Below are 13,401 nucleotides of genomic sequence, written 5' to 3' on the forward strand. Positions count from 1 at the left end.
AACATTCTTCTCGTCATTTAGATTCTCCAGTTTCATAAACACCTTATCTCGGTGTCCACGAAACCGGCAGCAGGCCATTTGGAGCCAGCCCATGACAGAGTTGGCACCGATCATCGGTGTATCAACCACCTTGATCGCCGCTGCATGCCAAGAACACCATGTGCCAACTCCACCGCGCGGATACTGGTCAAAGGTCCGTGCCGGAAAACCAAAATCAATAATCCCATTGCCAACTCGCCCACCAGGAATGTCAAATTGCATCCGCAGCGGTAGGCCAAGGAGTGATCAAGATCTATCCCGACCTAAATCCGAGATGTCGAGTGATGACCTGCGCGTTCAGGTCTTTTCGGCTGTTCGGATGAGCCAGCACGTTCCGAAGCACCAGGAAATCCCTACAAGCCGCATCAAGGGCATTTGGCACACTCTGTCCAACGCACTTGCTGATTTTGGCGGTGTAGTCATTCGCAAATTAGATAAACCCACGTCGGCGATCGTCCAAATTTACCACCAGAGCGTGTTCTTGGACTTAGAGGTTTGTGGCGAGTCAGGGGACGAACAAAGAAGCGAAACAACCCCATCATTGCTTATGTTGAACATGAGCAAGCAGGTTGGAACCAAAGAGCCCGCCAAAATCTGGAAAGACGCCCAAGACGCCGCCTTGGAGACAAAGCTACACGAGATCATAACCGAAATTGTTGTCCTGGCAGAGATCAAAGAGCGTGATGCTCAAGCTGCCAGATATGCATGGCAAGTTGCGCAGCTAAAACATGAGCAGACCAACCAGGTTGAATGCGATGCTCAGCGCCAAGAGGCAGTGGAAACACAGTCTGCTGCGCGCATTTCATCTCTTCTGGAGATTGCTAAACGGCATGAACAAGCCAATACACTGCGTTGCCTGTTGGCCCAGGTAGACGCCATACACCCCTCAGGCTCTGACCTAGAAATCCAAAGGTGGCGCAGCATGGTTGCTTCCGAAATCAAACGCTTGGACCCACTCGTCGATAAACGTTTCTTGACCGTCTTCGAAGCAAACGCCTGTGCTTCCAAAGCAGCATAGTCCCTTTTCACGGATTTAAGTGCATCCGGCATCAAATGGCGAGCTGGCGAAAAACTTCGAGAAAATTTCGTGAGGAAAGTTTCTTGAAGATATTTCCCCGGAAAGAACGGCTAGTGCGCCGAGCACGCTGGCAAATTTAGCACAACGGTGGAGCAGTGGACGTTATCCGCGTGTGCGACGATAAGTTGTGCTTGGGTTTACATGACACACTTTTGAGACAAATTCCTCAAATTTTCAATGTACGTCATGGTGGGTTAAGCCGCTGATATTGTTGAGGCGATTTCCAACTTTGCTAAGCCTGCGCTAGGTTTTGACCATGGACACGCGGACCTTTGAAGCAAAAACGTCAATTTCAACTGAATGGAAAGTACCTCTTAAACATAGCAATCAATGGTCTGCCTAATCGCCACATCCAGACACTAGCAAGCCAATTCCTATTAGCAAAAAATCACCGAGCAACACGCGCAAAATGGTCTAAGATATCATGTCCAACCTTAGTCTTCACACTATCAAGAAGACCTTGGGCAAACGCTTCATAGTCTTCAATTTCATTGTCAGATTCAACAGAGTGATAAACTTGTAGCTGGCAGAAACACTCAATCTTATCGAGGTCGTTTGCGATTCGTGCGTTAATTGATTGAGCATCACAAAATTCTGCGTAACTCTCCTGGATAGAAGCTGAATAAGGGGCTAATCGACCGCCTTGGTTTAGACGTGAAAGAAGCGAAATTTTTCTGACGTAGTTAAACTCAGCTAGCCGATCAGCGTCTGTCTTTTTGAAGCTCGGGATATCTCCGGTACCGTACTCGCCAAGGTCATGTACGGCTAACAGGCGGATTATTGATTCTTTCGAGTAGCCTTCATAATCGCTGTGAAGTCTGCCCCTTCGCGCAAGCTCGATAACATCATGTGTTTCAGGGAGATAGGCCACGGCAAGGTATATTAGGCTTCCCACATGGCTGAAAACCGTCTCAGCGCTCTCGACTTTGCGACCGGCTGCCAAGTCGTTCCAACCTGCTCTTGGAACTCTCTTCAGATTTGAAACTTGCGAAAAAGCGAATACATGTGGGCTAGTGTCTGAAGAAAGATAAGTCACGCAGTTCTCTACGAATGTGCGTACATCTTCAAATAGGTCTTCTCTGACAAGTATTTTTTCTGACGCAAATATGCATAGTTCTGCTAGAAACTCTCTGGGCACTGCCTCGGATGCCTCAAGGCGAGAAAAAGCAAGAGAGAATAGCGTATAAATACTGAGGTTCGCCAGGTCAGCGTTTGACCCCTCCATCGACAAATTCGACATTAAGCTTGACATCGTGCGCGGAAATGCTGAGTTGAACCGATCGATAGATAGCATGTCGGTATCGGAAAAATAATCAATATCGCCGTAGTAGGCCAAATGAAATCCACGATTGACTTCATCCCGAATGTCAGAAGACAGAAGAGACTTGATGTATTCAACCGCCGACTCACCCAGATAGATCAGGCTAATATTGATTGAACGATCAAAAATGAGCTCCTCTTGTTCTGGTGTTATGGACAGTGAATATTGGCGCTGTACTCTGTAAAGTAAATCTATTGAACGCTGGATAGTTTCCTCACCCTTCAGACGACCTAAAAGATAGGTTATGAAAGATTTGAGGCGTAAGCTCGCGTTGACGCTTACCATTAAGTCACGCAACGTTTCATAGGCCTGTGCTTGGTCTCGGCGTTGAAGCAGATCTTTCGAATACTTGTTTATTAGATGTGGGAAAACGCGGTCTAGATCATAAGAAACCTCGTCAAAAATGAGCCCGTCCAAATGTACCGCTGCAAGATAGCACAGCATCTCCGTACTTTGCGTAGAAATGCGTTTTATTAGAATGTCTTCCGCGCCTTCCACTGCAAACGGAATCCCCTCAACTACAAACTTGTATCCCCTCTCAGACGCCCTTCGTTTCAGAGGACCAATGTCAGCGACATTCGCATTGTCTTTCAAATAATTCGACAGAAAGCTTGAAAAAAAATCGGATGCTGAGCTGACTCGGGTTTGTGTTTTGACTTCTTCATCGTGAACTAAGTTCATCAGGCGGAGGTTAGCGGAGAACTCAGGCCATGTTTGAATTCTTGACGCCACTTCTTGGAAATCAGAGATGTCATTTCTTGCAACTAAGTGAGCAACTTCTGAAAGCCTTTCTGTGGGTAGAGAAACGCGACCTGATTCTTCAGAAACTGGACCAATCTGGAACCGTGTCATAGGGCCAAGATCCATACCCAAAACACGCTCACGATTTCCAAATTCCTTGATTGAACTTCTGTATATTCTTGTAAAATATATGCAAGTGCAGAGCTTCCGTTCGGGAGATACTCGTTGAGTTTCCATCGCCTTCTTGAAAGAAGCCGCAAACGGCGACATTGGATCAAGACCGTCGAAAATTATGACTTTCGATCCGGTTTTTTGGAGCTCCTCATCAAGTTCGGAAAGAAGCCTCGATACGACCTCATCGACCTTCGACCCTTCGGTAATGACCTCTTTTTCGTAACTCAACAGATCAAGGTAGTAAGGAGGAAACGGCGCGCGATTTAGCTCATAGGCGAAATTAATATAGTTATAGGTGCTTTCGGCAACCACAGATTTACCGACCCCCGGCTCTCCACAGACCAAAACATTTGCACCAGTTGCAAGGCCGTCCAGGGATTCAAGGTAAGATACGTCCCCACCATCGATTTCCATTAGTCGGAGTACTTTTTGAGCAACTTCGAACTCAGCCTCAGTTGTGGATTGTTGCGCGGTGCTCAGACCATATTTCCTGAAAATGCCAAACTTTTCTGGGTCATGTGCGGGGATACTCAGAGGTGATTGATCATGAGATGCCCCATTGATCCCGACGTGCATTGCAATCTTGGACGCCGCAATCCCCCAAAAATCTTGCTTTGCCGACAGATCCAGATGATCACCATCCAGCCCGACTTCATGAGCAGCGGCGTCCAAGTTGAGGCGGGAGACAACCAAATCGGTTATAAAGTGTATGCACGTCAAGCAGACATGGGAATTGTCAGTCTTCTTGTGATAGTCCGCGATCTCTTCTGCGATGTAAGAGATTTCGTTGTCTATGGTGGATGGGTTGTATGCCCCGTATGTCTGGTACTGCTTGAAATCTTCTCCAATCACGGTAGGAACCGAGATGTGATTATTCGATCTATTTTTTGAATACTGCTCTTCGGTAAATAGGTTTGCCAAGGAACTCTGACCTTCAGGCAGACTTATCGTACGCACCTCCCCTTCGGGTTTAGACGCATCTCCTTCCCATATATGATATTGCTTACCAATCAAGCTCAAGTAATGCTTGTTACTTACATCATCCGGGTTATGAGGGCCAGTACGAGTACCAGCTTTGGCTACATAAACAATTTCCTTTGCACCCATTTCAATGCAAGAGCGCGCGATCTTCGCCGCAGTTCTGCCCCAGAAGGAGTGGCGAAATCCCAGGAGAACGATGCGTTTCTTATCGTTACGTGAAAGAAGTACTGTGATTCCATAGAGATTCTTCGGACCGAACGGAATAAAATCATCGTTGCCGGATAAGTCGGAAAACCCGTGCTGGGTCTTGAGTGCTTCTTTGATTTGGTCAACATAGCCTATTACAACTATGTCATTGCTGTGAATTGCATCTGATGAAAGTAATACTTCGTCTAGACCAGACCAGTCTGAGAATTGCGTCATGACTTCAGGATAGTGAAACTGCCACAACCTATTGTTTGCAATATAGTGATCATATATTTGCGCTGCCTCCTCAACCGAAAAGTTGAATGCGGCGGCGACTGTCGTCTCAGTTTCTTGACCGCGATGGAAAGTAATCTCTCTACGACCTTCAATGATCATTTGTAGATTAAGTTTGATAAATGCGTAGAGCAGTTCAGCGTATTGCGAAGTATACTCTTGCGACGGAAAGGTGACTAGTATTGCGATATGGCCACCAGAATCGTTCTGAGTATTTACAAAAAAGGGTCTTTCTACATTAAATTGCTTTCGTTCCTTGTTCTTGTGATGCCTCGATAGCCGATACGGTCCGCTCGGAAACGGAACCTGCTTTAACTCGTGCGTCCGCAGACAAGCACCAACATGGTCCTCAAAGACCCCATGAACTTGAATATCGGTTCGGCTCGATAAGCAAGTTTGAATAAAATCCACCTGCGCCTCATCAAACTTCGTTGCGACATAAGAAACCAACTTCTCCCCCATGGTGTGCCAGTTTTCTTTCTTGACGTCTTCAAGGTGCATGAGGTCGGGACAGGGGCGAATTGGTTCACGCTGATAGACGCTATACATTTGCAGAGTGCCTTTCTTTGGCGAGGTCAATTATGCTGTGTGCTTTGAGCGAGGAAACCAGATCTTCATAGTTTGGCAGGCCTAATCTGACCAATGCGACAAAGTCATGTGTTTGCGCCTCGTATCCCTGTCCATATCGGTCTCTGGAGAGAGAGCGTCGCTGAACTGTTAGGTCAATTGCTTTCTCTTTTGATTTTACGCCGTCTACGATGTTGCTGTTGGGTGCTGGCAAAAACTTGATACGATGCGGTTGGCCTAGGTCCGCAGCAGCCACGTCACCACTTGCATACACCGCACGAAAGCTCACCTCCAGCGCCTGCGAATTATTTCCAGCTGCGACCCTCATAGACCCAAACTCACTTTTGGCGTTCAGATAATACTTGAACCGCTTATTTGCCAAACTCACAAAATCGCACTCGGCTTGATAGTTGGGTCCACATATTTCGGAAATCATCTCAATAGGGTGGATGGCGACAGCTAGAAGAAACGACTCCTCTACACTATCCGCGTTCCATATGAGGTTAGTTGGTTTGTTGGAGTTAAATTCTACGTCGAGATGTCTGATTCTTCCCAGATCGTCTTGAAGAGACATTAAGTTCTCGAATACAGTGGATCGGCGAAAGTTATATCCAATTTGTACAATTGCCCCTTGAGTTTGCGCGGCGTCTAACAAGCTCAATACTTCTTCGGTACTTGAGGCGCATGGTTTCTCAGAGAAAACAGGGACATGAGCTTCTATACAGTGCCTCACGACCTGAAAATTGAGTAAAGGTGGACCAGCTACAAAAACTGCGTCAGGCTCACTTTCAAAAATAGCCTCTTTCCAAGATGCATAGGCAGTTACTCCGTATCGATTTCCCAGCGCCAGTCTTTTTTGGGAATCGCGGCTGGCAATTGCGTGAACACCAATACCTTCGACCTGCATAAGACTGGGAATTAGGTGTTCCATCATGTGTTCGGACACGCCGACGCAGCAAGCCTTCAAGTTTTTCTCATACATGGGAGCTACGCTAGTTAAACTTGGGGTTCAGGCAAGTAGAAAGTTACCGCACAGCCGATGTGGTTTGAGGTCTTTTTTCCAAGCCAACATTCGTTGAAGGAGCCGAATCCATCGTAGACTTGCCTTCCGCTTCAGTCTTTATGGCGGTAAAGCGTCTTAGCGCGGGAAATTTTCGCTGTCCAAATTGGGGACATGTTTGGGAGCGTAACGGTCTTTGAGGCAGAGTCCACCGCTTAGAATATAACTAAATTCAAATTTCCTGCTGTCCTACCCTAACCAGCTGAGATCATTGAACGCCAGAAAACGGTCGTCCTCCCCGTCAGGTGGCAACATAACGTAACAAGCTCGTTGGGCAAAAAACGTTATGTTGCAGCGGATTTGAGGTAGATGGATGAAACAGGCAAAGGTGCTTACAGATGCAGAGCTCAAGCGTGTACTGGCCCTGTGCGTCACCATGCAGAACGGCAAGCGCAACAGGTTGATGCTCATGCTGTCCCACTACGCTGGGATGCGCGTGGGCGAGATCGCCTCGCTCAAATGGGCAGATGTGCTGGATCGTGACCACAAGCCCAAAGCGATGTTCTACCTCAAGGCGGAGAACACCAAGGCCAAGGAAGCGCGGCAGGTGCATCTGAACGCTAAGCTGCAACGGGAGCTCACAACCTATTGGGCACAGCTGGATCGGTTGAAGAAACTGGAGCGTCCAGTGATCGAGTCCCAAAAGGGTGGCCCCTTCACCCCAAACAGCATGGTCCAAGCTTTTACCCGTGTGTTTGATGCAGCTGGGATTGATGATGCGTCCTCGCATAGTGGGCGGCGTTGGTTCATCACGCGCATGGCTCATGCTGGCATTTCGCCCAAAGTGATCATGGAGCTTGCCGGACACAAACAACTGACCACCACGCAACGCTACATTGATGTGTCGGATGAGCAAAAGCGCAGCGCGGTGGAAGTGCTATGACTTCAGCTGGACCGACCGTGTTTGAGGCGTACCGCGACAAAGCCCCGTTTCAAGGCTTCACGGATTTGAGCCTTTGAGTGCCTGTGGAAACAGAACTCGATGTTCTCCAGATTGGGTTGGCCAATCATGTTCCAATCTACATGCAGGTTGCCAATGTACTTTGTGTTTCTAGGTACAGAACCAGCGCATCTGTCATACCAATGCATGTGCCAACGTCTCACCCAGTGCCGGGGACGTCGAATGTCCTTAGGGGGTTCGCCACAACATTCGAAATACAAGTTTCCACCAAACTTGAAACCAGTGTGGTTTGATGACTGCCCGGCCAGCCACGCAAAGACCCAGTCGCCTTCTATTCCCAGCCAATTTTGAAAGCGTCTTAACCGATAGGTTGTGAAGAATTGGCTTTGGCCAAAGCCTGTTAAATCTACTTCTCGCATTGAAATTTCTCCTTGTTCAATTGTCTTGAATCTGACGCCTTTCCAAAATTCAGTCATTATTCATGTGACTGTTTTAATAAAATATTTGCGACGTCGGCCTGCGAGGAAAACTTGATTTAATCAAGTTTTCCTTGAGCTCGAGTCTTACGCCCTCCAAGATCAAGACCCCGGCGAAGATTGGCGTGCCTCCAAGCAAATATTGTTTCGACGAGCATTTGTGTTGCTACGCTTTCTGCATGACACAGCATCACATCTATTTTCTCATCTCGAACCAACACTTCGTTCCAACTGGCGGGATCGGTTCATTTTTTCGAGGCTTCCAGCGGATGGCGAGCCACTTTGGTTGGCGCGTCACTGTGATCATGGATAACCAGCCATATGCCTCAGCAAACGCAATGAAAGAGGCCGCTCAACAACTTGGTGGTTTCATCATGCCAAGTCAGCCGGTCAGCCATACGGGCCATAACCCTGACAAAAGCCAATATGCCAAGGAAGTACCCAATCATTTGCGCGTGCAGAACTTCAAGAGTGCGCTGCGCCTGGCACTGGAAGTCGAGCCTCCCACACATCTTTTGATCAACACTCCTGAAGCCGCATTGGCAGTGTTGGAAATGGGGCTGCATGGTAAAATCCCGGCCACCTTTTACACCCACCACGAAAACCTAGTGCTGAACCCAATCCCGAAGAGTAGCAAATTCGGCCCAAGTTATATGGAAATGCTGTATAGGATCATTGGAACGGCTGGCGTCATTACGGCAACACAAAGCGATTACAACGTTGAGCGGATGCATCATTTGGAATTTTCTGCCGCGCCCGTCGTGCTGCCGATGCCAATCCCTGATACACAACTGCTGCAGCCATACGAAGGCGAACGAAGTGGTGTCCTGTTTATCGGCAGGCATGAACCGCGCAAGCAGCCGGCGGTGTTTGCTCAAAAGGTCGCCCAAGCTGGACTGTCAGCCAAAGTGCTTACACGGGCATCTGGTGAAAAGAAGTTTGAAGCAACCTTCAGAAAGTACGGCGTTACCGATCATAATATCCGATCCGAGATCACTGGTCAGGAAAAGGCCGATTTCATTCGATCCGCTCGGATTGCATTTCATCCCGCAAAGCTGGAATCCTACGGGTTTTCAGCGATGGAAACGCTGGCAGCTGGCCTGCCAACGTTGCTGGTCCACGAGTATGATTGGTGGCAAGCCTTCATCGATGACGGCGTCCACATCACGCCAATTCGTGATGCTCACAATGAGCTGCTGAAACTATATGAACGTCCTTTGCAAGCTGCTCCCAACTATGTCGCGCACCGGGAGCAGCAGACTTTTGCTATTTGGGAACAGTATCTGGATGCTGATCATCGTCCTGGCTAGGCGCTGGCAGCGCCGCTGGAGGCACGAACATGTCCGTGTTTTCGACGAACCCACCAGCGAGGCCCACAACCAAAGGTAAGGTCATTTTGCAAGGGCCGGTTGGTAGCTCGCAGTTCAGCTCGATCCCAAAGGGCGCGCCCGCCATGGAGAGAAGTTTGCCTTCAAAAGTCATACCGTAGTCGAAGCCGAGGCTGATCACGCTTTCTAACTGCCGGGTATGCACAAGCCAGTCCGACCCAAGTGGCATTGTGCTTTGCTGCGTCCAACTGATCTTTCCAAGCTTCTGTTTTTCACTGGGGTTGTCAGGGAAATGAACGTACAGATACTCGTTTTCCTCGGTGACATTGAGCAGTGTCGGGAACCGTCGATTTGAGTTGCGCGGCAATGACTTTTTGAACGTTTCGCGCCAACCTTGCAGCTCGTTCAGGACGCCTTTCGTCAAACTGAATTCATACTCAGGCTCCGCACCAGTTTTAAGCAAGCGAAATCCTTCCCTGCCGGGGGCTACACTGGGAAAGGCATATTTCAGTGTGCCGCCGTCGGAACACGTAAGGTGTGATAACTGTGATGTGTGCTCGTCCTCCCATTCAAGTTGGCGCAAAAAATCAGATGCGAAGTTACGGACGTCATCTGCTGCCATGCGCAAAATCCGCGCTTTCTGCCGGAACGTCTCCCATGGAATTTGTGCTTCCAGCCCAATCATTGAGGGCAGCACGGTCCCGTTTTCCACGATTGTCGCCGCATTTCCATCTTGCTTGGTGAGCCAGAGAACCTGCTTTGCCTTTTCGATGTTTTTGATAGTAACCTTGGAGCCCTTCTTGGCTTTTGCCTGGCCTTGTTGTCGATCCCTTAGAACCTGGACCACTTCGTCTTTGCTTTCGTTGCCTGTTACTTCCAGCGTGGATCGCATGGCACTCATTGCTTCAAGTTGAGCAATCACGTTCTCTCGGTCAGGCTGAATGCGTTTGAAAACATCGCAGATAACAAAAAATGCATAGAGCCGCTTTTTTGTCAAACGCCGTTCTGTGCGATCCGTGATGGAAGGAACCAAGCTGATCAACGCACGTTTAAATGTGGCTTGAGGCCCAGTTGGAAGGAAGCCAACAATTTCAGCCCCATTGGTCGTTTGCCGAACAACAGCATGGGCATAGCCGTGAACTGTGTGCGGTTTCATAGCGTTCCTTTGAAGGCCTGTTACGGAACCCAGGGATTGCGCGTCCAATACTTGTTTGGCCTGCTCAAACTTTTCTGACGCATCAACTTCGGTCCGGGAATCGCCAGAGGTCTTTTCGGATTCTAGTGCGCGAGCATACAGAGTTTTGAGTGTCTCCCCGCTTAAAAAAGCCTGGCGAAACTGCTGAACGCTCCAGTCCTCTTCTTGTGCATACTTTAGAATCTTCCGGTACTGAGATTTGCTGTCGTCGCGAGTAGTGGGGAACGCGATGCCAACCAGCTCATGGAAATCATTGGTCTTTTGCTTCGCACTGATCGACTTGACCTTCCGACCAATGAACAGCGTGAGCATCTCCAACTCTTGCAGCTCAAGGCACAGTTTATAGGTGGCCACCAAAGCTTGATGGACGCGGGTATGGTGACCTTTGAGAGCTTTTTCAGCTTTGGCTGATAGCTTTTGGATTACCTCAAGTTCAGGTTCGAACTCAGCAAGTTTCTTGCTGGAGTTTGATCCAACGACGACAAGTGCGTTTTCTGTCATGACTTATACCTTTGCCAACGCCAGAGCGTTCAGCTCTCGCTCGGCATCTTGAATGAATTGCATTGGGGTTTCGGAGGTGAATACACCGTCCAGAAGTGCCGGAAGGCTCACGAGTTCCTTAGGGCGCTCTAAGCTGTTGTGATCAGCGAGTGTCCGGTAAGCATGCCGGAACCCTTCAAAATATGCCTGGGTATTGTGGTGGATCAGCAGAACCTGTTGGAGCTTGTGTGATTGTTCTTTTGTGAAACCCGCGAAGGTCTTCTTAGAAAAATCATCGATGGTAAGATGTGCGCTCAACGTCGTGAGGGTTTGCTTGAACATCCTCCCACGGCTCTGTTTCTCAACCAGCTGGCTAATGGGCCGCATGTCCCCGACTTGGTTGTCCAAGTGTGTTTTGGCATCCCGAAAGCGCCACGAGTTTGGATCAAGATCAACACCGGTAACAGCATGATACCCGTTTTTCATCGTATCAACGGGGCTGCCTGAGTCAAAGGACAGCTGAATGTCACTTGCTCCCGTATGCTTACGCAGAGCACGTTGCAGCATGCTCAAACCCACACCTACCCGCAGGGTGGACACGCCCAGAAAATGTAGCCACTGGCCTTGCCGCAAATACCCCAGATCGCGCATTTCAATGAGCCGTCGGCACGTCATCGCCAGCTCAGAATGATGCTTTCCTGCAAAGGTCCAGCCATCAAATCGGAACTGTTGCATCCGCTGAAACCAGAATTTGCTTTCCCTTTCGTTGCGACCTTGGATTATGTTCAGGACTTTGGTTTTTCGTGGAACTCGGTTCTTCCAATAGTATCGATTGTTCCGAGTCGTCTGAAACAGACAGGCAAGAAAACCGGTGTCAAATCCCAGTTGTTTGGAGAGTTTCTCCATTTCAATGCCTTCTGAGATCAGTCGTTGAACATGAATGTCCACGCCACCAGAAGCGATTGTGGCTAGAGGAAAATCCATAACCATTGAATGCGTAGCGACATCTTCAAGCCACCGCAGCATACGTTCCACGGTTGGCATGCCGTTGAAATTGATCGTGCCTTGCTGGATTTGAAAGCCGCCACTATCACCGATCAACGTGACACGCGGATCATGATTGCCGCCTGTTAGCCAATTTCGCTGTTTCGCCAACTTTGCTGTCTTCGCGGCTTGACCTGCGCTGTAGAGCACCCAGGGGTAAAAGCAGAGCTTTGAGCTGGGGTTGGTGAACTTCAAATCCTCGGGTGTAAAACGAAAGTGATGAGGAAGCCTTAAGCCGGGCAAGGCATCAACGTATGTGCTGCTGAGTGCGGGCAAATAAACAGCGGCATTGGCAAAAGCTTTGGCTTCTGAATAGTCCCGCCCTTGGTTCAGGTTCAGCTGTTCACTTTGCAATCTTGGAACCAGATTCTCAACGTCTTGATCAAACGCTGGGTCTTCTTGACTTGACCGTTCTTCATTACTCAAAACCCCAAAGTAAGGGGGTTCAGATGCGTCTTTCAAAGCAGCAGCTGGTAACTTCTTATCGTAGGACGCTGGCATACAGCTCACTCCCATTGAAAAATTTGGATGCCCATTGCGCACGTCCCGCAAGTGAATGAGCTGTGTAATCCGAAATCTGCCTGTGGATGAAATCGATCAAATTGGCAGCGTTGGCCCCTGCAGCCGCTAGTGAAGTGGTCCAATCAGACGGGTACCCTAGAGTTGGATAAACCTCAGGGTATGAAAGGCGATGCGGTACAATCGGAACCGCGCCGTTCAGCAAGCCTTCATAGACACCGATGCCCAACGTTTCCTGTTGGTTCGCCGAAAACACCGCAACTGATCGCGCAAGTTCTTCATGATACTGCTGCTTTGTCAGCGATTTCTCCTGCGCGAAACACACCCGATATTCTGGCAACATCGGCTCCAGCAGCTGCATGATCTCTGGCTGCTTTTCTGGTGAAATACGGTGCGGGAACAGGATGGTGTCCTTAGTCGTGCCTTCGCGGCGCCCTTGGAAAAATGAACCCAGATATTCCATTGGCCATCCAACGATTTGTGCCTTTTGGGGCTCTGCCGCACCAACTGCATCTAGGAACATATCGCGGTGAAAAGACGTGGCGAAGTAGTTGCGATCAGCTGCACAATAGACAGCGACCTCAAATGCACGGCTCCAAGTTTGGTCGGTGATCTTGCGAGCCAATATGTCCCAAGGATCATATGATCCAGCGTGCCACATCACATCGATACTCAAGTCAATGTCGAGCAAATCAGCCATGTAACGGCATTGGATAACACCTAGGTGCCATGCGTCAGTGAACAATAAACGATCACCATCAGTGACACCGCCAGCCTGAACAATAGCTGAGAACTTAGCAATCTGCGCGGCCTTATAGGTGGTGCTTTCCGCAAAGTTCAGGAAGGCACCTGGTGTCGTATTTCCAGTGGTTTGGATACCTGAAATGATCTGGAGATCCCATGAGCTAGCGGAAGCCGACATTGCCTTGCGCAGCTGTGGGGGTAGGTGCTTCTGCCACTCTGATGTGTAGCGTTGTTCGTGTGGTTCGATGTCAAAGAGCCAAAGTGTCGGCATGA

The 13,401-nt window shown here is 49.0% G+C and carries 9 protein-coding genes; 3 read left to right on the top strand and 6 right to left on the bottom strand.

Features of this window, described 5'->3' with window-relative positions; genetic code table 11:
- Window positions 1-261 (bottom strand): hypothetical protein (locus Q1A91_RS00005; protein ID WP_299870990.1); only part of this gene is annotated, 261 nt, incomplete at its 3' end.
- A gap of 97 nt (window positions 262-358) precedes the next feature.
- On the opposite strand from Q1A91_RS00005, the gene Q1A91_RS00010 reads away from it, so the two are divergent.
- The gene (locus Q1A91_RS00010; RefSeq protein ID WP_299870994.1) at window positions 359-1,057 is read left to right on the top strand and encodes a hypothetical protein; all 699 of its coding nucleotides are present in this window, start codon (window positions 359-361) and stop codon (window positions 1,055-1,057) included.
- Window positions 1,058-1,505: 448 nt separating this feature from the next.
- On the opposite strand, the gene Q1A91_RS00015 is transcribed toward Q1A91_RS00010, so the two are convergent.
- A complete protein-coding gene (locus tag Q1A91_RS00015; protein WP_299870997.1) occupies window positions 1,506-5,363 on the bottom strand; it encodes an HD domain-containing protein in 3,858 nt (1,285 codons plus the stop codon).
- Complete coding sequence (locus Q1A91_RS00020) at window positions 5,356-6,363, bottom strand: Gfo/Idh/MocA family oxidoreductase (RefSeq protein ID WP_299871000.1); 1,008 nt, start codon at window positions 6,361-6,363, stop codon at window positions 5,356-5,358. Before Q1A91_RS00020 ends, Q1A91_RS00015 begins: the two co-directional genes overlap by 8 nt.
- Window positions 6,364-6,754: 391 nt before the next feature.
- Between Q1A91_RS00020 and Q1A91_RS00025 the strand changes: the two genes are divergently transcribed.
- Entirely contained in the window at window positions 6,755-7,324 is a 570-nt protein-coding gene (locus tag Q1A91_RS00025) for a site-specific integrase (protein WP_299871012.1), read from the top strand.
- A 673-nt stretch (window positions 7,325-7,997) separates the two neighbouring features.
- Window positions 7,998-9,128 carry a glycosyltransferase gene (locus tag Q1A91_RS00030; protein WP_299871013.1) on the top strand — a complete coding sequence of 377 codons (1,131 nt, stop codon included), beginning with the start codon at window positions 7,998-8,000 and terminating at the stop codon, window positions 9,126-9,128.
- On the opposite strand, the gene Q1A91_RS00035 is transcribed toward Q1A91_RS00030, so the two are convergent.
- The 3 genes from Q1A91_RS00035 to Q1A91_RS00045 are packed head-to-tail and all read right to left on the bottom strand — an operon-like array spanning window position 9,085 to window position 13,399.
- Window positions 9,085-10,842: a hypothetical protein gene (locus tag Q1A91_RS00035; protein WP_299871014.1), complete on the bottom strand. Its 1,758-nt coding sequence runs from the start codon at window positions 10,840-10,842 to the stop codon at window positions 9,085-9,087. The two genes, Q1A91_RS00030 and Q1A91_RS00035, sit on opposite strands and share 44 nt — an antisense overlap.
- 3 nt (window positions 10,843-10,845) lie before the next feature.
- Window positions 10,846-12,366 carry a hypothetical protein gene (locus Q1A91_RS00040; RefSeq protein ID WP_299871016.1) on the bottom strand — a complete coding sequence of 507 codons (1,521 nt, stop codon included), beginning with the start codon at window positions 12,364-12,366 and terminating at the stop codon, window positions 10,846-10,848.
- On the bottom strand, window positions 12,347-13,399 hold the full coding sequence (locus tag Q1A91_RS00045) for a hypothetical protein (protein WP_299871018.1): 1,053 nt from the start codon (window positions 13,397-13,399) through the stop codon (window positions 12,347-12,349). The genes Q1A91_RS00040 and Q1A91_RS00045 overlap by 20 nt, the downstream gene beginning before the upstream one ends.
- Window positions 13,400-13,401 lie beyond the last annotated feature (2 nt).

This window comes from uncultured Sulfitobacter sp. (genome assembly GCF_947500075.1).
Taxonomy (GTDB): domain Bacteria; phylum Pseudomonadota; class Alphaproteobacteria; order Rhodobacterales; family Rhodobacteraceae; genus Sulfitobacter.

Bases quoted from the DNA above. Each gene is read 5' to 3' on its own strand.
- Q1A91_RS00010 (WP_299870994.1), top strand. From the start codon at position 359: ATGAGCCAGCACGTTCCGAAGCACCAGGAAATCCCTACAAGCCGCATC.
- Q1A91_RS00015 (WP_299870997.1), bottom strand. From the start codon at position 5,363: ATGTATAGCGTCTATCAGCGTGAACCAATTCGCCCCTGTCCCGACCTC.
- Q1A91_RS00020 (WP_299871000.1), bottom strand. From the start codon at position 6,363: ATGTATGAGAAAAACTTGAAGGCTTGCTGCGTCGGCGTGTCCGAACAC.
- Q1A91_RS00025 (WP_299871012.1), top strand. From the start codon at position 6,755: ATGAAACAGGCAAAGGTGCTTACAGATGCAGAGCTCAAGCGTGTACTG.
- Q1A91_RS00030 (WP_299871013.1), top strand. From the start codon at position 7,998: ATGACACAGCATCACATCTATTTTCTCATCTCGAACCAACACTTCGTT.
- Q1A91_RS00035 (WP_299871014.1), bottom strand. From the start codon at position 10,842: ATGACAGAAAACGCACTTGTCGTCGTTGGATCAAACTCCAGCAAGAAA.
- Q1A91_RS00040 (WP_299871016.1), bottom strand. From the start codon at position 12,366: ATGCCAGCGTCCTACGATAAGAAGTTACCAGCTGCTGCTTTGAAAGAC.
- Q1A91_RS00045 (WP_299871018.1), bottom strand. From the start codon at position 13,399: ATGCCGACACTTTGGCTCTTTGACATCGAACCACACGAACAACGCTAC.